Origin of the sequence: Streptomyces sp. NPDC014676 (assembly GCF_043084105.1) — a bacterium.
GTDB lineage: Bacteria > Actinomycetota > Actinomycetes > Streptomycetales > Streptomycetaceae > Streptomyces.
The window spans coordinates 430,854-450,317 of record NZ_JBIBZI010000003.1; the positions used below are offsets into that span (position 1 = coordinate 430,854).

At 68.9% G+C, this 19,464-nt stretch carries 11 protein-coding genes and 2 pseudogenes; 3 read left to right on the forward strand and 10 right to left on the reverse strand.

What is annotated here, in order from left to right; translation table 11 throughout:
- Nucleotides 1-5 precede the first annotated feature (5 nt).
- The 9 genes from ACF1DX_RS10680 to ngcE all read right to left on the reverse strand — a co-directional run bounded on the left by ACF1DX_RS10680 (nt 6) and on the right by ngcE (nt 12,220).
- Entirely contained in the window at nt 6-1,523 is a 1,518-nt protein-coding gene (locus ACF1DX_RS10680) for an amino acid permease (RefSeq protein ID WP_391790827.1), read from the reverse strand.
- Between the two features lie 149 nt (nt 1,524-1,672).
- Nucleotides 1,673-3,607 (reverse strand): 1-deoxy-D-xylulose-5-phosphate synthase, encoded by a 1,935-nt coding sequence (gene dxs / locus ACF1DX_RS10685; RefSeq protein ID WP_391790828.1) that lies wholly within the window; start codon nt 3,605-3,607, stop codon nt 1,673-1,675.
- 227 nt (nt 3,608-3,834) lie between these two features.
- Complete coding sequence (locus ACF1DX_RS10690) at nt 3,835-5,127, reverse strand: sugar ABC transporter permease (protein WP_391790829.1); 1,293 nt, start codon at nt 5,125-5,127, stop codon at nt 3,835-3,837.
- Nucleotides 5,124-5,915: an ATP-binding cassette domain-containing protein gene (locus ACF1DX_RS10695; RefSeq protein WP_030832927.1), complete on the reverse strand. Its 792-nt coding sequence runs from the start codon at nt 5,913-5,915 to the stop codon at nt 5,124-5,126. The genes ACF1DX_RS10690 and ACF1DX_RS10695 overlap by 4 nt, the downstream gene beginning before the upstream one ends.
- Before the next feature lie 186 nt (nt 5,916-6,101).
- Nucleotides 6,102-7,202 (reverse strand): sugar ABC transporter substrate-binding protein, encoded by a 1,101-nt coding sequence (locus tag ACF1DX_RS10700; protein ID WP_391791183.1) that lies wholly within the window; start codon nt 7,200-7,202, stop codon nt 6,102-6,104.
- Between the two features lie 135 nt (nt 7,203-7,337).
- The gene (locus ACF1DX_RS10705; RefSeq protein ID WP_391790830.1) at nt 7,338-8,549 is read right to left on the reverse strand and encodes an ROK family protein; all 1,212 of its coding nucleotides are present in this window, start codon (nt 8,547-8,549) and stop codon (nt 7,338-7,340) included.
- Nucleotides 8,550-8,756: 207 nt separating this feature from the next.
- Entirely contained in the window at nt 8,757-9,692 is a 936-nt protein-coding gene (locus ACF1DX_RS10710; protein ID WP_391790831.1) for a carbohydrate ABC transporter permease, read from the reverse strand.
- Between the two features lie 15 nt (nt 9,693-9,707).
- The gene (locus ACF1DX_RS10715) at nt 9,708-10,640 is read right to left on the reverse strand and encodes a carbohydrate ABC transporter permease (RefSeq protein WP_391790832.1); all 933 of its coding nucleotides are present in this window, start codon (nt 10,638-10,640) and stop codon (nt 9,708-9,710) included.
- A 74-nt stretch (nt 10,641-10,714) separates the two neighbouring features.
- Nucleotides 10,715-12,220 (reverse strand): N-acetylglucosamine/diacetylchitobiose ABC transporter substrate-binding protein, encoded by a 1,506-nt coding sequence (gene ngcE, locus ACF1DX_RS10720; protein WP_391790833.1) that lies wholly within the window; start codon nt 12,218-12,220, stop codon nt 10,715-10,717.
- Between the two features lie 374 nt (nt 12,221-12,594).
- Between ngcE and ACF1DX_RS10725 the strand changes: the two genes are divergently transcribed.
- Nucleotides 12,595-16,398, forward strand: a complete 3,804-nt coding sequence (locus ACF1DX_RS10725) for a GH92 family glycosyl hydrolase (protein ID WP_391790834.1) — start codon at nt 12,595-12,597, stop codon at nt 16,396-16,398.
- A 163-nt stretch (nt 16,399-16,561) separates the two neighbouring features.
- The gene (locus ACF1DX_RS10730) at nt 16,562-18,523 is read left to right on the forward strand and encodes an alpha-glucuronidase (protein ID WP_391790835.1); all 1,962 of its coding nucleotides are present in this window, start codon (nt 16,562-16,564) and stop codon (nt 18,521-18,523) included.
- On the opposite strand, the pseudogene ACF1DX_RS10735 reads toward ACF1DX_RS10730, so the two are convergent.
- Nucleotides 18,517-18,936, reverse strand: a pseudogene (locus ACF1DX_RS10735) (beta-galactosidase trimerization domain-containing protein); the annotation flags it as partial. The gene ACF1DX_RS10730 and the pseudogene ACF1DX_RS10735 overlap by 7 nt on opposite strands.
- Nucleotides 18,937-18,945: 9 nt before the next feature.
- Here ACF1DX_RS10735 and ACF1DX_RS10740 point away from each other — a divergent pair.
- A pseudogene (locus tag ACF1DX_RS10740) lies at nt 18,946-19,446 on the forward strand (acetylxylan esterase); the annotation flags it as partial.
- Between the last annotated feature and the right edge of the window lie 18 nt (nt 19,447-19,464).

The window sequence follows — 19,464 nt, forward strand, 5'->3', positions numbered from 1 at the left end:
CCGGTTCAGCGGGACGGTGGGACGGGCGGGGCGGCGGCCGGGTCCTCGTCGTGGCCCGGGGCCATCCGGCTGTGGCCGCGGCTGTAGAGGAAGTAGACGACGAAGCCGATCGCCATCCAGATGCCGAAGCGGACCCAGGTCTCGGCGGGCAGGTTCAGCATCAGCCACAGCGAGGCGGCGACCGACACGATCGGCAGGACCGGCACCCAGGGGGTGCGGAACGAGCGGTGCAGGTCGGGACGGGTCCGGCGCAGGATGATCACGCTGATCGCGACGATGACGAAGGCGAACAGGGTGCCGATGTTGACCAGCGCGGCGAGCTCGTTCAGTGGGGTGAAGCCGGCGAGGACCGCGATGAGGACGCCGAGCAGGATGGTCGGCCGGTGCGGGGTCTTGAACCGGGGGTGGACCCGGGAGAAGAACCTCGGCAGCAGTCCGTCGCGGCTCATCGCGAAGAAGACCCGGGTCTGGCCGAGCAGCAGGATCATGCAGACGGTCGTCAGGCCGACGGCGGCGCCGAAGCTGATGAAGCCCGCGAACCAGGGATGCCCGGTGGCCTTGAAGGCGTCGGCCAGCGGGGCGTCCACGGACAGCTCGCTGTAGTGCTGCATACCGGTGACGACGATCGACACCAGGACGTAGAGGACGGTGCAGATGAACAGGGAGCCGAGGATGCCGCGGGGCATGTCGCGCTGCGGGTTCCTGGTCTCCTCGGCGGCCGTGGCGACGATGTCGAAGCCGATGAAGGCGAAGAACACCACCGAGGCGGCGGTGAAGATGCCCATCACGCCGAAGTTGGCCGGGGCCCAGCCGAAGATGAGCTGGATGAGCGGGGCGTCGAGGCTCTGGCCCGCGGGCACGGGCTTGGCGTCCGGGATGAAGGGGTCGTAGTTGTCGGCGGTGATGAAGAAGGCACCCGCGATGATCACCACGAGGACCACGACCACCTTGATGGCGACGACGACCGAGGTGACGCGGGCGGACAGCTTCATGCCGAGGACGAGGATGCCGGTGAGCACCAGCACCAGGACGGCGGCGAGGATGTCGAACCCGAAGACGTCGGAGCCCTCGCGGCTGCCCAGCGCCGCGGGCATCTCCCAGCCCGCGTTGGCCATGAGCGACTGGATGTAGCCGGACCAGCCGACGGCCACCACCGCCGTGCCGAGCGCGAACTCCAGGACCAGGTCCCAGCCGATGATCCAGGCCGGCAGTTCACCCAGGGAGGCGTACGAGAAGGTGTACGCGGAGCCCGCCACCGGGACGGTGGAGGCGAACTCGGCGTAGCAGAGCGCGGCGAGCGCGCAGACGACACCGGCCACGACGAAGGCCAGGGCCGTGGCCGGCCCGGCGTTGTCCTTGGCGACCGTACCGGTGAGGACGAAGATGCCGGTGCCGATGATGACGCCGACGCCGAAGACGGTCAGATCCAGCGCGGACAGGGACTTCTTGAGCGCGTGCTCGGGTTCCTCGGTGTCGCGGATGGACTGCTCTACCTTCTTCGTCCGGAAGAGGGGGCTTGTCACGGGTACCTCCCACGCTTGTCGTCCTCGACATGATCGAGAGGGGGCGTAGCTCGTATGCCCCGGCGCGGGCTCTTTCACGCAGACGGGCCGCGCGCGCCACTCTTCACAGTGGCACGGGCGGCCCGTCCGGGCGACGCGTGAGGCGCGGGTCAGTCGCGGGCCGGCTCCACCGAGTCGACCGCGTCGGCGGTGGAGCGCTCGTACCGTCCGTCGAGCTTGGCGACCAGGCCGGTGACCTGGCGGGCGATGTCGGGGGCGGTCAGTCCGATCTCGGCCATGACCTCGGCGCGGGAGGCGTGCTCGAGGAAGCGCGGCGGGATGCCGAAGTCGCGCAGCGGCACGTCCACGCCGGCGTCGCGCAGGGCCTGGGCGATCGTGGAGCCGACGCCGCCGACGCGGGAGTTGTCCTCGACGGTGACGACCACGCGGTGCTTCTCGGCGAGCGGGGCCATGGACTCGTCGACGGGCTTGACCCAGCGCGGGTCGACGACGGTGGTGGAGATGCCCTGCCGGTCGAGGAGGGCGGCGATCTCCAGGCACATCGGCGCGAGCGCGCCCACGGAGACCAGCAGCACGTCGGGGGCGTCGGTGCCGGGCTCGCGCAGGACGTCCATGCCGCCGACGCGGCCCACGGCGGGTACGGCGGGGCCGACGGCACCCTTGGAGAAGCGCACCACGGTGGGGGCGTCCTCGACGGCGACGGCCTCGCGGAGCTGGGCGCGCACCTGGTCGGCGTCGCGCGGGGCGGCGAGCCGCAGACCGGGGACGACCTGGAGGATCGACATGTCCCACATGCCGTTGTGGGAGGCGCCGTCGGTGCCGGTGACGCCGGCCCGGTCGAGCACGAAGGTCACGCCGCACTGGTGCAGGGCCACGTCCATGAGCACCTGGTCGAAGGCGCGGTTGAGGAAGGTGGCGTACACGGCGAAGACGGGGTGCACCCCGGCGTGGGCGAGGCCGGCGGCGGAGACGGCGCCGTGCTGCTCGGCGATGCCGACGTCGTAGACGCGGTCGGGGAAGCGCTTGGCGAACTTGTCGAGGCCGACCGGCTGGAGCATGGCGGCGGTGATGGCGACGACGTCCTCGCGCTCCTCGCCGAGCTTCACCATCTCCTCGCCGAAGACGGACGTCCAGTCGGCGCCGGAGGTGGCGATCGGCAGGCCCGTGTCGGGGTGGATCCTGCCGACGGCGTGGAAGCGGTCGGCCTCGTCCTGGAGGGCGGGCTGGTAGCCGCGGCCCTTCTCGGTGAGGCAGTGCACGATCACCGGGCCGTTGAACCGCTTGGCGCGGGCCAGCGCGGACTCCAGGGCCTCGATGTCGTGGCCGTCGATGGGGCCGACGTACTTCAGGCCGAGGTCCTCGAACATGCCCTGCGGGGCGATGAAGTCCTTCAGGCCCTTCTTGGCGCCGTGCAGGGTGTCGTAGAGGGCCTGGCCGACGACCGGGGTGCGCTCCAGGAGGTCCTTGGTGCGGGTCAGGAAGCGCTCGTAACCGTCGGTGGTGCGCAGGGTCGCCAGGTGGTTGGCGAGGCCGCCGATGGTGGGCGAGTAGGAGCGCTCGTTGTCGTTGACGACGATGACGAGCGGGCGGTCCTTGGCGTCGGCGATGTTGTTCAGCGCCTCCCAGGCCATGCCGCCGGTGAGCGCGCCGTCGCCGATGACCGCGACGACGTGGCTGTCGTCCCGCTTCATGATCTGGTTGGCCTTGGCGATGCCGTCGGCCCAGCCGAGGACGGTGGAGGCGTGGCTGTTCTCGATGACGTCGTGCTCGGACTCGGCCTGCGAGGGGTAGCCGGACAGGCCGCCCTTCATCTTCAGCTTGGAGAAGTCCTGCCGGCCGGTCAGCAGTTTGTGCACGTAGGACTGGTGGCCGGTGTCCCAGAGCACCTTGTCCTTGGGCGACTCGAAGACCCGGTGCAGGGCGATGGTGAGCTCCACCACACCGAGGTTGGGGCCGAGGTGGCCGCCGGTCTTGGAGACCGCGTCGACGAGGAAGGTCCGGATCTCCCCGGCCAGCCGGTCGAGCTCCTCGAGGGTGAGCCGGTCCAGATCGCGCGGTCCCCTGATGCGGGTCAGCAGCGGCACCCGTGCCTCCTTGCAGTAGAGCTGATCGAGCTGTTGCCGGGCGGGTCGAGTCTAATGTTCCGCTCAACCGATCGGCCCCCGGGCTGTGCGTCGTACATCACCCGATCGGCGGTACCCATGGACAAAGAACTGTTGCCCGGCACCTGGAAGGCACCGGGCAACAGCAACACCCTCTACGGGGCGCGGAGCACTGCGCGGTCAGCCACGGCGGACCGGCAGTCGCGGCACTACGCGCGTCCCGCGGTCTTCTGCGTCTTGCGGGTGACCGCGTCGATGACGACGGTCGCCAGCAGCACACCACCGGTGATCATGTACTGGACCGGCGAGGCGATACCCTCCAGCGCCAGACCGTACGTGATCGAGATGATCACCATCACACCGAGCAGCGCGTCCCACGTGCGGCCACGGCCACCGAAGAGCGACGTACCACCGATGACCGCCGCGGCGATGACGTTCATCAGGAACTCACCGGTACCCGCGCCCTGGTTGGCGGAGGCGATCTTCGAGGCGACGAACAGGCCACCGATCGCGGCGAAGGTGCCGGCGATCGCGAAGACCGAGATGCGGACCATCTCGACGTTGATACCGGCGCGGCGGGACGCCTCGACGCTGCCGCCGAGCGCGAAGACCTTGCGGCCGTACGCGGTGCGGCGCAGCACGAAGTCCGTGAGCACCAGGAACGCGAGGAAGATCACCACGGCCAGCGGCAGGCCCTTGTACTGGTTGAAGACGATCGCGGCGGCGAAGGCCAGGATCGCGAGCAGTGCGGTCCGCACGATGATCTCGTTCAGCGGGCGGGACGGCACACCGGCGGCCTCACGGCGGCGGTTGTCGAAGAACGCCAGGAGGAAGTACCCCACGGTCGCGACGAGCGCCAGGCCGTACGCGGCGGCCACATCGCTGAAGTAGTAGCTGGTCAGCTTGACGACGATGCCCTCGGAGTCGAGGTTGATCGTGCCGTTGTCGCCCAGGATCTGCAGCATGAAGCCCTGCCAGAACAGCAGTCCGGCCAGTGTCACGGCGAAGGCCGGGACACCGATGCGGGCGAAGATGAAGCCGTGGATGGCGCCGGCCACCGTGCCGGTGAGGATCGCCAGCACCAGGGCCAGGATCTCGTTCATCCCGTTGGTGACGTTCATGACCGCGAAGGCGGCGCCCGCGACACCGCTGACCGAGCCGACCGACAGGTCGATCTCGCCGAGCAGCAGGACGAAGACGATACCGACGGCGATCATGCCCGTGCCGACCATGGCGACGGACATGTCGGAGAAGTTGCCGGCGGTGAGGAAGTTGGGGTTCAGGCTGGTGAAGATGGCCCAGATGATCAGCAGGCCGACCACGACGGGGATGGAGCCGAGGTCACCGGCCTTCATCTTCCGCTTGAACTCGTTCCAGTAGCCCAGCAGGCCCTGTTCGCGCACCAGCAGCCGGGGGTCGACCACGGTGACCGCGGCGGCGGCCGCCTCGGGGTTCTCCACGGCGTGGTCCTCGGCGGGGGTGGAGGTCTTTTCGGTGCTCACTTCTTGATCTCCCCATTGGTGCGCGCCGCACGACGGGTGACGGCGTTGTCCGTGGCGCCCGTGATGGCGGAGATGATCTCTTCCTGCGAGGTCGACTTGACCTCGAAGACGCCGTTGTTGCGCCCGAGGCGCAGGACCGCGACCTTGTCCGCCACGGCCTTCACATCGGCCATGTTGTGGCTGATGAGGATGACCGCGTGGCCGCGCTCGCGCAGCCGCTCGACGAGGTCGAGGACCTGCGCGGTCTGCTCGACGCCGAGGGCGGCGGTGGGCTCGTCCAGGATCACCAGCTTGGGCTCGCCGAGCATAGACCGGGCGATGGCCACGACCTGGCGCTGACCGCCGGAGAGGGAGGCGATCGGGATCCGGACGCTGGGGATGCGGATCGACAGGGTGTCGAGGAGCTCGCGGGAGCGGCGCTCCATCTCCACCTCGTCCAGGACTCCGCGCCTGCGGATCTCCCGGCCCAGGTAGAGGTTGCCGACGACATCGATGTTGTCGCACAGCGCGAGGTCCTGGTAGACCGTCGCGATGCCCAGGTTCTGGGCGTCGTGCGGCTTGCTGATCTGGACGGCCTTGCCGTCCCACTCGATGGATCCCTCATCGATGGGATGCACGCCGGCGATCGTCTTGACCAGCGTGGACTTTCCGGCGCCGTTGTCGCCCACCAGGGCGACCACCTCACCGGCGTGGACCTCAAGCTCTACGTCGGTGAGCGCCTGGACGGCACCGAAACGCTTGGAGACCCCGCGCAACGCCAGCACGGGCGTAGCGGACACGTGAACCATCTCCTTCGCCGCCTGACCCGGCGGGAGGTTGTGCAGAAGTTTCTGAGGGGGGGGTGTTCCGTCCGGCGCCCCGCGTAGCTTGCGGGGCTGATGTGTGCGGGGCGCCGGCGGAGCGTGTGGCAGTCGGTCCCGTGCGGGGAGTCCGGGTCACGGACTCCCCGAGGCATCACGGGAGTCGGTGACTGCTTACTTGAGGCCGATCTTGTCGCAGGCGGCCTTGTACTTGTCCGCGCAGATCTCCTGGACGGTGTAGATGCCGTCCTTGACCACGGTGTCGTTGATGTTGTCCTTGGTCAGCGAGACGACCGGGACGAGCACGGAGGGGACGCCCTTGGTGGTGGGGCTGTCGACCTTGTCCTTGGCGAGGGAGTCCAGCGACTTGCCCTGGGCCAGCAGCACGGCCATCTCGGCGGCCACGTCGGCCTCCTGCGGGTACGGCTTGTAGACGCTCATGTACTGCTCACCGGTGACGATGCGCTGCACACCCGCGAGCTCGGCGTCCTGGCCGGTGACCGGGATGTTGTCGATGCCGGCGGCCTTCAGGGCGGTGATGATGCCGCCCGCCATGCCGTCGTTGGCGGAGTAGACGCCGACGATCTTCTTCTTGCCGATGGCGGAGATGGCGCCCTCCATGTTGGAGTTGGCGTTCTCCGGCTTCCACTCCTTGGTGTCGTACTCGCGGCCGACCTTCACCTTGCCGTCGAGGACGGAGTGCGCGCCCTGCTTGAAGAGGGCGGCGTTCGGGTCGGTGGCGGACCCGTTCATCATGACGATCTGGCCGTCCTTGGCCTTGTCGCCCAGCGCCTCGAGCAGGGCCTCGCCCTGGGTCTTGCCGACGGTCACGTTGTCGAACGAGGTGTAGGCGTCGATCGGGCCCTCGGCGAGACGGTCGTAGGCCACGACCGGGATGCCCTGGTCCTTGGCCTTCTTCACCGAGCCGGCGATGGCCTTGGAGTCCACCGCGTCCACGATGAGCACGTCCACCTTGTTGGTGATCATCGTGTCGACCTGCTGGTTCTGCAGGCTGGCGTCCTGCTTGGCGTTGGCGTAGACGACCTCGCCCTTGTTGTTCGTGAGCTCCTTGACCTTCTTCTCGATCAAGGGCTTGTCGAACTTCTCGTACCGCGCGGTCTGGTTCTCCGGCAGGAGCAGACCGACCTTGATGTCATCACCCTTGGCGGCGGAGTCGCCGGAGTCCTTCTTGTCGCCCGATTCCGCGGCGCTGCCACAAGCGGCGAGCGAGACGGCCATCGCACCGGCGGCGATGGCAACGGCGGCACGACGCATACGCGTGTTCACTTCTACAAAACCTCCCTGACGAGGCCGCGTCGTTGCGGCCGAGGTGGCTGGAAGTCAACTCGGCCACACGTGCGACGTCAAGAAGTAAATCCTTAACGAGATGGCAACGGTGCCATCCGTTCTCTAAGTGAAGGCAGGGGTCGCCGCGGTGAGCGACCCGGTCGCGGTGCCGTCCAAAAGGGTCGAATCGCCCATCTCGCTCAGTGCGAGGGCGAGCGCTCCGAGCACCTCCGCACGGCCCCCAAGCGCCCCGGGGAGAACGGACAGTTGACGTGCCGCACTGGGGATCGCGTAGCGGCCGACGGACTCCCGGATCGGCCCGAGCACCAGTTCACCGGCCTCGGCGAGATCACCGCCGAGGACCACCCGGCTCGGGTTCAGCAGGTTGCAGAGATTCGCGACTCCACTGCCGATGTGGCGGCCGACGTCGGCGATCACCCGACGGCAGCCGGGGTCTCCGTCCCGCGCCAGCCGTACGACGCCCTCCATGGTGAGGTCGGTGCCGTGACTGGGCTGGAGCAGCGGCAGCACGTAGCGCGCGGCCGTGAAGGTCTCCAGGCAGCCGCGGTTGCCGCAGCGGCAGACGGGGCCGGACTCATCGAGTGTAATATGCCCGATTTCACCCGCGGTGCCGCCCGGACCGCGATAGATGTTCCCGCTGATCACCAGACCGGCGCCGACACCGCTCGCGACCTTGATGTAAGCAAGATCACGCACTCCCCGGCCGCTGCCCCAGACCATCTCGCCGAGGGCGCCGAGGTTGGCGTCGTTGTCCACGTGCACCGGTACGCCGAGCCGCCCCCGCAGCTCCTCGGCGGGCCTGGTGCCGGTCCAGCCGGGCAGGATCGCGGTCGAGCCCAGGGTCCCGGACTCCACGTCGATCGGCCCCGGTACGCCGAGGCCCACCCCCGCGACCTTGGACGGGGCCACTCCGGTCGCCTCGATCAGCCGCTTGACCAGGTGTTCCGCCCGGTCGAAGCCCTCCGTCGAGGAGGCGTCCACATCCAGCGGCTCGGACTCCTCGGCCAGCACCTGATGGGCGAGGTTCCCGACCGCGACCCGCAGATGGGTGTGCCCGAAGTCGACCCCGATCACGATGCCGGCGTCGCCGCTCAGCGAGACGCTGCGCGCCCGGCGCCCGCCCGCCGAGGTGGGTGTGACCTCGACGGTTCCCCGGTCCTTCAGTTCCCGGACGATGTTGGAGACCGTGGCCGCGGACAGACCGGTCGTCCTCGCGATCTCGGCCTGGGTGAGGGAACCCGCAAGACGTACTGCCCGGACGACCCGCTCCAGGTTGGCTCGGTGCAGCGACGACTGCGACCCCGGAGTCTCCACGACGACCTCCTGCGCGCGGGGCCGCTTCGGTGAGGCCCCTCTCATGTCCAACTAGTGAACTCTAAGATGAGCCGTTCGGGTTGCCTCCCGTCAAGAGGTTGAACCGTTTCCGGGTGCACGGACACAGGCACACGCGCCGCTCCCAGGGGCGGGAGCGGCGCGTGTGCGAGGCGTTCCGGTGCGTCACTTCAAGGCTGTGCCAGTGCGTTACTTCAGGGTGGCGGAGGTGAGACCCGCCTGCACCTGGCGCTGGAAGGAGAGGTAGACCACCAGCATGGGCACCATGGCGATCGTCACGCCCGCGAAGAGCACGGGAAGGTCCGAGGCGTAGCCCTGCTGCTGCTGGAGCTGGATCAGCCCCTGGGTCAGCACATAGCGTTCCGGATCGTCGCCGCTCTGCGGCTGCATCAGCACCGTCGGCAGGATGTACTGGTTCCACTGGCCCAGCGTGTTGAAGATGCCGACGCTCAGCAGACCGGGCTTGGCCATCGGCAGCATCACCTGGAAGAAGGTCCGGGTGTGCGAGGCGCCGTCGAGGACCGCCGCCTCGAAGACCGCCGTGGGCAGGGTCCGGAAGAAGGCGTGCAGGAAGAACACCGTGAACGGCATCGAGTAGGCAACGTACACCAGGGCCAGGCCGTGGTAGGTGTTCAGCATGTCGAGCCGTTTGACCATGAAGAACAGCGGCACCAGGGCGAGGAAGACGGGGAACATGGCGCCCGCGACGAAGAAGTAGTACAGCAGGCGGTTGCCCCGGAACTCGTAGCGGGCCAGCACATAGGCCGCCATGGAACCGAGCAGCATCGTCAGCGGCACGGACATGACGAGGACGATGACGGTGCTGGTGAAGTAGTCGCCGATGCCCTTCTCCCAGGCGCGGGAGAACACGTCCAGGTCCCAGTTCCGCGGCCACCCGAAGGCGGAGCCGCCGATCTGCGTGTCGGTCTTGAAGGAGCTGAGCACCAGCCACAGCAGCGGCAGCACGATCAGCACCGCCCACACGGCGAGGAAGCCGTGCGAGAAGACGTTCAGTACGACGCCTTCGCCGCGCCGGTCGCCGGGACGGACGGTGCCCTTGGTCACCGGCGGCGGGGGCGGGGTGGGGCCCCCGGTGGGGGCGGTTTCCTTGAGGGGTGCGCTCATCGTCGTTACTCCGCCTCAGAACTCGATGCGCTCGCGACGGGTGGCGCGCAGCATGACCACGGACACGATCAGGGTGAGGAGCAGCATGACCACGCCCATGGCGCAGGCGTAGCCGCTGCGGCCGTACACGAGGAAGTTCCGCATCATCACGGTCGACATGACCTCGCTGGCGTGGTCGGGGCCGCCGCCGTAGCCCCGGCCGGAGGTCATGGTGGAGACCAGGATGAACATGTCCATCGCCGCGATGCCGAGGTAGACCCAGGCGGTCTGCACGGAGTCCCACAGCAGCGGCAGCGTGATGCGGAAGAAGGACTGGGCGCGGCCGGCGCCGTCGATCAGCGCGGCCTCGTAGATGTCCCTCGGAATGGACTGCATGGCGGCGGAGAACAGCACCAGGTAGAAGCCGACGCCGTGCCAGACGACCACCGCGATGAGCGCCCAGAGCACGAAGTCCGGCTCGTTGAGCCATTCCACCGGGTTGTTCTTGTCGACGAGCCCGAGTTCGATCAGGACGCCGTTGAGCATTCCGCCGCCGTCACTGCGGTACACCGCTCCGAAGAGCACCGCCATGATGGCCAGGGACAGCACCTGCGGGAAGAAATAAACGACCCGGTAGTACTTAGACCCGGCGACTCCCGAGACCCCTCCGGAACGTCCGCGTCCGCCCGCGTTCAGCATGAAGGCGAAGAACAGCGCGAGCAGAATGGTGATCACCGGGATGAACACCAGGAACAGGATGTTGTGCCAGATGGCACCCATGAAGATGTCGTCCTTGAACAACGCCGTGTAGTTGTCGAGGCCGACGAAGCCGAAGGTCTGCGACTGGCCCTTCCAGTCGGTCAGTGAATAACCGAACGTCTGGATGTACGGCCAGATCACGAAGATCAGATAGAGCGCCACGGGAAAGAAGAGGAATCCCGCGACGAACCGGTGCTGCCCTTTGCGCATGGCGTTCCTGCCCCTGGGTGCGGCCGTTCCGGGCCGGGGCCGCCCCGGCCCGGAACGCGGTCGGTCGAGCGAGATCAGTCGCGGTGGTTCTTCTTCGAGTCCGGGTCCTTGGCCTGCTTGTCGACCGCGGCCTGGGCCCGCTTGAGCCACTCCTTGGGCTGGATGCGCTTGGCCATCAGCTCGTTGGAGGCGTTCTCGATGGCGGCGTTCATCTCGCTGTACCACTCGGTGTACAGGTAACGGAAGGTGTTGTCGCCGGCCGCCCGGGAGGCCTCGACCGTGGACTGGGTGCCCGGCCGGAGCCGGACGTCCGGGTCGACGCCGTCCTTGAGGATGGTCAGCGAGTTCGCCTCCTTGGCGAACAGGGTCGACCATTCCTTGGAGAGCATCCTGCGCATGAACTCCTTGGCGGCGGGGAGGTTGCCGGCCTTGGACGGGATGATGAAGGGCTCACCGGAGCCGGCCCGGATCGCCTCGAACGGCAGCGCACTGTCCGGCAGCAGCGGCATCGGCAGGAACTTCATGTCGAAGTCCTCCGGTGTCGTCTTGAGCTGCTCGTTCTCGAGCCAGGAACCGCTGGTGATGAAGGCGGCCTTGTACTGGTTCCAGCGGGTCTGCGACTCGGTGTGGGTCAGGCCGTTGGTCCCGGGCATCAGGTAGCCCTTCTCCACGACCTCGTAGACGGCCTCGACGGCCTCCTGCGCGGCGTCGGAGCCGGCGAACGCGTCGGGTTCGAGGTTGTCGATCGCCTTCATGGCGTCCAGGCCGCCCTTCTTGGCGATCAGGTCCATGATGGCGACGTTGATGTAGTACGGGTACTTGCCCTGGTGGGCGAGGCCGCCGATGCCCTGGGCCTTGGCGTCCTTGCAGACGGCGAGGAAGTCGTCCCAGGTCTTGGGCGCCTCCCAGCCCTTCTCCTGGAAGAGCTTGCCGGAGTACCACAGACCCCACACGGTGTAGATGTAGTTGAGGGCGACGACCTTGCCCTCCTGCATTCCGGCGTCGAGCGTGCCGGGAATCAGGGTGTCGCGGACCTTCTTGCCCGGGTCGTCGACCGAGGGGGCGTCCAGCACCTCGGCGAGGTCGAGGAGCTGACCGTTCTTGGCGAGCACGTCGATCGGGATCTGCTGGTTGCCGGAGTCGTCGACGATGTCCGGCGGGTTCCCGGCGTTGAAGCGGGGCTGGAGCTTGCCCGTGATCTCCTGCGTTCCGGTGTGGACGGAGGTGACGCCCCACTCCTTCTTGAACGCGGCCTCCCACGCCTTGGCGTAGTCGTCGCCGTAACCGCCCTTGAAGATGACGACGTCGAGTTTGCTGCCTTCCTTGACACCGAACGGGTTGGATGCGGACGTCTCGCCTTTGTTCTCACCGGAGTTGTCGTCCCCGCCTCCGCTGGCACACGCGGACAGGAAGCTCATCGCCGGTACGGAAACCAGGCCGAGCGCGGCGGACCGCTTGATCAGTGCGCGGCGCCCCACGCCGGACGTGCTGTTCTCACCGTTGCCGGTGTTCTGCGCGAAACCGTCGCCGGCGTTCCCGGTGGAACCGGTGCCGCTGTTCTCGGCGGAAGTGGATCCCATGCTCAAGTCCTCGCCTTCTCCAGGACTCAGGCGGTGAACCGGATCCTCCCCGGCACCGCGTTCTGGTCAAGCTGGGTCGTGCAGGAAGTGCGGCCGTACAGGATCGGGTGCGGTGAAGATGCCCCGGAGTGCCGACAGGTATAGTCCACTTCCCGTCAACGGAGCAAGATCGAATGCAAGGTTCGCCTCTGGTCTTTTCCGAGTTGAGACCTCACGGAAATATCCCCCTCCGGCACGTTCCTCCACGGAGGAATTATTGCCGTTGGACTGGAATGCCGCATTCAACCCCCTTGACACCACGGGCCACTTGACCCACTACTAGACCTTGCGCATCTCATTGACAACGTTGTCCGGCGCAGGGAGGGTCCTCACTCATGCACAACAGGGTTCGGCACAGATGGGGGTCGGCGGTCGTCACGGCGACCGCCTTCGCCTTGGCCGCGGGCTCACAGGGCGTCGCGGTGGCGCTGCCCCAGGCGCCGCCGAAGGCGGACCGCGAGTTCGCGTCGTCGTTCGAGGCCGGGGAGCCCGCCCCGGACTGGCAGAACACCGTCGACACCACGCGGGGCGGCGAGAAGCGCGCCTCGGGCGTGAACGGCGGTTACAGTTCGGGCATTCCGGGCAATGTCACCGACCACGTCACGGACGTCCGCGCCAGCGCGGAGAACACCGGCGGCGGGGAGGTGAAGGAGAACCTCGTCGACGGCGAGCCGAGCAGCAAGTGGCTGGCCTTCGAGTCCACCGGCTGGGTGGAGTTCGACCTGGACGCCCCCGTCAAGGCGGTCCGTTACGCGCTCACCTCCGCCAACGACGCCGCCGAGCGGGACCCGAGGGACTGGACCCTCAAGGGCTCCACCGACGGCGAGGACTGGAAGACCCTCGACACCCGCTCGGGCGAGACGTTCGCGGAACGCTTCCAGACCAAGCTCTACGACATCGACGCCTCCGCCGTCGCCGAGTACCGGCACTTCCGGCTGGAGATCACCAAGAACGGCAGCGGCGGCATAGTCCAGCTCGCCGACGTCCAGTTCTCCACCGGTGACGACGAGGCGCCGATCCCGCAGGACATGCTCTCGCTGGTCGACCGCGGCCCGTCCGGCTCGCCGACGGCCAAGGCGGGCGCCGGGTTCACCGGGAAGCGCGCCCTGCGCTACGCCGGCCGGCACACCGCCGACGGGCGGGCGTACTCGTACAACAAGGTGTTCGACGTCAACACGAAGGTCGACCGGAACACCGAACTGTCGTACCGCGTCTTCCCCTCCATGGCGGACGGCGACCTCGACTACGACTCCACCAACGTCTCCGTCGACCTCGCCTTCACCGACGGCACCTATCTGAGCGACCTGCGCGCCACCGACCAGCACGGCTTCCCGCTCACCCCGCAGGGGCAGGGCGCGTCGAAGATCCTCTACGTCAACCAGTGGAACAACGTGGCCTCCCGGATCGGCTCGGTGGCCGCCGGCAAGACCGTCGACCGGATCCTGGTGGCGTACGACTCCCCCAAGGGCGAGACCAAGTTCCGCGGCTGGCTGGACGACGTGACGCTGAAGCAGGTCGAGCCCGAGCGGCCGAAGGCCCATCTCTCCGACTACGCGGTGACGACCCGGGGCACCAACTCCAGCGGCGGCTTCTCGCGCGGCAACAACTTCCCCGCGACGGCCGTGCCGCACGGCTTCAACTTCTGGACCCCGGTCACCAACGCCGGTTCGCTGAGCTGGCTGTACGACTACGCGCGCGGCAACAACGCGGACAACCTGCCGACGATCCAGGCGTTCAGCGCGAGCCACGAGCCGAGCCCCTGGATGGGCGACCGGCAGACCTTCCAGGTGATGCCGTCGGCCGCCTCCGGCACCCCGGACACCGGCCGTGAGGAGCGCGAACTGGCGTTCCGGCACGAGAACGAGACCGCCCGGCCGTACTACTACGGGGTGCGGTTCGAGAACGGCCTGAAGGCCGAACTGGCGCCGACCGACCACGCGGCGGCGATGCGCTTCACCTTCCCCGGCGACGACGCGAGCGTGCTGTTCGACAACGTCACCGACCAGGCCGGCCTGACCCTCGACGAGGAGAACGGCACCTTCACCGGCTACTCGGACGTCAAGTCCGGGCTGTCGACGGGCGCGACCCGGCTGTTCGTCTACGGCGAGTTCGACAAGAAGGTCGTCGAGGGCGACGCCAGTGGCGTCAAGGGCTATCTGCGCTTCGACGCGGGCAAGGACCGCACGGTCACCCTGCGCCTGGCCACCTCGCTGATCAGCGTGGACCAGGCGAAGGACAACCTGCGCCAGGAGATCGGCAAGCGCGCCTCCTTCGACAAGGTCAAGCGCGACGCCCGGAAGCAGTGGGACAGGATCCTCGGCAAGGTCGAGGTCGAGGGCGCCACGCCGGACCAGCTGACCACGCTCTACTCCAGCCTCTACCGGCTGTACCTGTACCCGAACGCGGGCCACGAGAAGGTCGACGGGACGTACAAGTACGCCTCCCCCTTCTCGAAGATGGAGAAGGCCGACACCCCGACGCACACCGGCGCGAAGATCGTCGACGGCAAGGTGTACGTCAACAACGGCTTCTGGGACACCTACCGGACCACCTGGCCGGCGTACTCCTTCCTGACCCCGTCCAAGGCCGGTGAGCTGGTCGACGGGTTCGTGCAGCACTACAAGGACGGCGGCTGGACCTCCCGCTGGTCCTCCCCCGGCTACGCCGACCTGATGACCGGCACCTCCTCGGACGTCGCGTTCGCCGACGCGTACGTCAAGGGCGTCGACTTCGACGCGGAGGCCGCGTACGACGCGGCGGTGAAGAACGCCACCGTCGTACCGCCGTCCTCCGGTGTGGGCCGCAAGGGCATGGCCACCTCGCCGTTCCTCGGCTACACCAGCACCGACACCCACGAGGGCCTGTCGTGGGCGCTGGAGGGCTACCTCAACGACTACGGCATCGCCAAGATGGGCGAGGCCCTCTACAAGAAGACGGGCGAGAAGCGCTACAAGGAGGAGTCCGCGTACTTCCTCAACCGCGCCCAGGACTACGTCAACATGTTCGACTCCGAGGCCGGCTTCTTCCAGGGCAGGAACGCCAAGGGTGACTGGCGGGTCGAGTCCTCCAAGTACGACCCGCGCGTGTGGGGCCACGACTACACCGAGACCAACGGCTGGGGCTACGCCTTCACCGCCCCGCAGGACAGCCGCGGCCTGGCCAACCTGTACGGCGGCCGGGACGGCCTCGGCGACAAGCTCGACGAGTACCTCTCCACCCCCGAGACGGCCTCCGCGGAGTTCGTCGGCTCCTACGGCGGTGTCATCCACGAGATGACCGAGGCGCGGGACGTCCGGATGGGCATGTACGGCCACTCCAACCAGGTCGCCCACCACGCCCTGTACATGTACGACGCGGCCGGGCAGCCCTGGAAGACCCAGAAGAACGTGCGCGAGGTGCTGTCCCGCCTGTACACCGGCAGCGAGATCGGCCAGGGCTACCACGGCGACGAGGACAACGGCGAGCAGTCGGCCTGGTACCTCTTCTCCTCGCTCGGCTTCTACCCGCTGGTCATGGGCAGCGGCGAGTACGCCATCGGCTCCCCGCTGTTCAAGAAGGTCACCGTGCACCTGGAGAACGGCCGCGAGCTGGTCGTCAAGGCGCCGAGGAACAGCGCGAAGAACGTCTACGTGCAGGGCCTGAAGGTCAACGGCAAGCGCTGGAACTCCACTTCGCTGCCGCACTCGGTGATCTCGAAGGGCGGGGTCCTGGAGTTCGACATGGGCTCGCGTCCGTCGTCGTGGGGCACCGGCGAGAACGCGGCGCCCGTGTCGATCACGAAGGACGACGAGGTGCCGGCGCCCCGCAAGGACGCGCTGAAGGGTGAGGGCGCCCTGTTCGACGACACGTCGGCGACCGGCGCCACGGTCTCCACCGTGGAGCTGCCCGTCACCAAGGACACCGAGGCGGTGCAGTACACGCTGACCTCCTCGGACCGCACCAAGGCGCCCACGGGCTGGGTGCTCCAGGGATCGGCCGACGGCACGACGTGGACGGACCTCGACGAGCGGGCCGGCGAGTCGTTCCGCTGGGACCGCCAGACCCGCGCCTTCTCGGTCGGCGAGCCGAAGGCGTACGGCCACTACCGGCTGGTGCTGACCGGTGAGGCGACGCTGGCGGAGGTGGAACTGCTGAGCTGAGCCGACTGCCGCTCACAGGGCGGGTCCGGGCGTCGCCCGGGCCCGCCTTCTCCATGGTTTTCCGCAGGCCGACAGGTACCTCTCCCGTCCCCGGTGCACCAGAATGGGGGCCGCCCCGGTGCCCTCCGGGGACGGCGCTTCCACGGCAAGGGAGAGCACCGACATGACCCACTCGGGGGATTTCGACGCGGCCTGGCTGCCGGTGGAGGCGTTCCGGGCGGTCGGCAGCCGGCGTTCGCTGATACGCGCCGCCGGCGCCGGGCCTCTGGCGGAGACGGTGTACGGCGAACTGGCCGACGCCTGTGAGCGGTTCGGCGAGCGGGTCGTACGGGACGGTGGCGAGGACGCCGAGTTGGTGCTCGAATCGGCCGACGGGCTCGGTGACGAGGGCTTCGCGCTGACGCGCCGGGACGGCGTCACGACCGTCACCGCGTCCGCCGGACGCGGTCTGCTGTACGGCCTGTTCCACGTCGTACGGCTCGGAGAGGACGCCTTCGCCGGTGAACGGGCCCGCGAGGAGCACCGTCCGGCGTACGCCTCACGCATGCTGGACCACTGGGACAACGTGGCCGTGCACCCGGTCATGGGCCAGGTCGAACGCGGCTACGCGGGCGGTTCGCTGTTCTGGGCCGACGGCCGGGCGCGCGGGGACGCCGGCCGGGTGCGGGCGTACGGCAGGCTGCTCGCGGCCTGCGGGATCAACGCCGTCGCCGTCAACAACGTCAACGTGCACGCCGCCGAGGCGCGTCTGCTCACCGACCGGATCGGTGAAGTGGCGGCGATCGCCGACGTGTTGCGTCCGTACGGCATCCGCACCCATCTGTCGGTCACCTTCGCCGCGCCGATGGTGCTGGGCGGGCTGCCCACCGCCGATCCGCTGGACGAGGCGGTGCGCGGCTGGTGGGCGGAGGCGACCCGGCGGGTGTACGAGGAGATCGGCGACTTCGGCGGGTACGTCGTGAAGGCCGACTCGGAGGGGCAGCCCGGCCCGTTCGCCTACGGCCGCTCGCACGCCGACGGCGCGAACATGCTGGCCGCCGCCCTCGAGCCGTACGGCGGCACGGTGCACTGGCGGGCCTTCGTCTACGACCACCACCAGGACTGGCGGGACCGGAGCACCGACCGGGCGCGGGCCGCGTACGACCATTTCACCCCGCTGGACGGCCGGTTCGCGGCGAACGCGGTGCTCCAGGTCAAGCACGGGCCGATGGACTTCCAGGTGCGCGAGCCGGTCTCCCCGCTGATCGGCGCCATGCCGGGCACACGGCTCGCGGTGGAGCTCCAGGTCACGCAGGAGTACACCGGGCAGCAGCGGCACGTGTGCTGGCTGGGTCCGATGTGGAGCGAGGTGCTGCGGTTCCGGCCGGACGGCGAGGTGAGCGCCGGGCGGCTGGCGGACGGGCTGGTGGCCGTGTCGAACGCCGGCGACGACCCGTTCTGGACCGGTCATCCCCTCGCCCAGGCCAACCTCTACACCTTCGGGCGCCTCGCCTGGGACCCGGCGGCGGATCCACGGGCGGTCCTCGACGAGTGGATCGCGCTGACCCACCCGGGGGCGGAGGAGCGGCTGGCCGACGGGCTGCACGCGGTGCTCGACGGCTCCTGGACGACGTACGAGAAGTACACCGCGCCGCTCGGCGTGGGCTTCATGGTGCAGCCGGGGCACCACTACGGGCCGAGCGTGGACGGCTACGAGTACAGTCCCTGGGGCACCTACCACTTCGCCGACCGTGACGGCGTCGGCGTGGACCGCAGCACGGCGACCGGCACCGGGTACGCCGGTCAGTACGCCAAGCCGTGGGCCGAGGTGTACGAGTCGCCGGAGACCTGCCCCGACGAGCTGCTGCTGTTCTTCCACCATGTGCCGTACGGGCATGTGCTGCACAGTGGCAGGACGGTGATCCAGCACATCTACGACACGCACTTCGAGGGTGTGGAGGAGGCCGAGGAGGCCCGCCGGGTGTGGGCGGGCCTCGCCGACCTGGTGGAACCGGCCCGGCACGCGCGCGTGACCGAGCGGTTCGAGGAGCAGCTCCGCAGCGCCCGTGAGTGGCGCGACCAGGTCAACAGCTACTTCCTGCGCAAGTCCGGGGTGCCGGACGGGCGGGGGCGGACCATTCACTGAAGGCGCAGGACCGCCACGCCGAGCGGGCCGAGGGTGAACGGCCTGTCCCGCTCGGTGTGTTCGCCGGTGAGCAGGTCGGTGGCGGGGGCGTGGGCCGTCAGGCGGGCGGGCTCCGGTGCGTGGTTGAGGAGGAAGAGCAGGCGGGTGCCGTCGGGGGCGACGCGGGCCGCGGTCTCGACGGCGGGGTGGCCGGCGTAGGGGCCGACGAGGCCGTGGCGGTCGAGGATCCGGCGGACCACGTGGTCGACGCCCGGCTGGTCGAGGGCCGTGGCGACGTACCACGCCTCGCCCCCGCCGACGCGGTGGCGGGTGACGGCCGGGGTTCCGGCGTAGAAGTCGGCGCCGTACGTGCCGACCGGTTCGGCGCCGCGCGGCCGCACGATCTCGAAGACCAGGCGGGCGTCGGCGGTGAGGCCGTCCAGGTGGACGGGGTTGCCGCCGTACGCGCGCTGCCCGGGGTGGACGCCGGCCGCGTCGCGGCCGTGGGCAACAGCCAGGGGGGAGGACTCGCGCTGGCCGTGGCGGGCCTCGTCCCGGATCTGGCGGCGCTCCTGGTCACCGCCCCGCTGCTGTGCGGCATCCGCCGCGCCCTGGACCTCACCGACGTGCCCCCGTACGGCGAGATCACCGCCTATCTCGCGGTGCACCGGGGCACCGAGGAGGCCGCCCACCGCACCCTCTCCTACGTCGAGGGCGTGTCCTTCGCCCGGCGCGCGCACGCCCCGGCCCACTTCGGGGTCGGGCTGCGCGACACGGTCTGCCCGCCGAGCGGGGCGTACGCGGCGTTCAACCGGTACGCGGAACGCACGGGCGGGGACCCGGCCAAGGTGCTCCACGCCTATCCCTTCAACGGGCACGAGGGCGGGGACGCGGTGCATGTACGGCGCCAACTGGATTGGCTCGCCTCGCTGTCGGGTGACTGACGGGGTGCGCGGGCGGCA

Coding starts and splice junctions, on each gene's coding strand:
- ACF1DX_RS10725 (WP_391790834.1), top strand. CDS start 12,595: ATGCACAACAGGGTTCGGCACAGATGGGGGTCGGCGGTCGTCACGGCG.
- ACF1DX_RS10715 (WP_391790832.1), bottom strand. CDS start 10,640: ATGCGCAAAGGGCAGCACCGGTTCGTCGCGGGATTCCTCTTCTTTCCC.
- ACF1DX_RS10700 (WP_391791183.1), bottom strand. CDS start 7,202: ATGCGTCGTGCCGCCGTTGCCATCGCCGCCGGTGCGATGGCCGTCTCG.
- ngcE (WP_391790833.1), bottom strand. CDS start 12,220: ATGGGATCCACTTCCGCCGAGAACAGCGGCACCGGTTCCACCGGGAAC.
- ACF1DX_RS10695 (WP_030832927.1), bottom strand. CDS start 5,915: ATGGTTCACGTGTCCGCTACGCCCGTGCTGGCGTTGCGCGGGGTCTCC.
- ACF1DX_RS10710 (WP_391790831.1), bottom strand. CDS start 9,692: ATGAGCGCACCCCTCAAGGAAACCGCCCCCACCGGGGGCCCCACCCCG.
- ACF1DX_RS10730 (WP_391790835.1), top strand. CDS start 16,562: ATGACCCACTCGGGGGATTTCGACGCGGCCTGGCTGCCGGTGGAGGCG.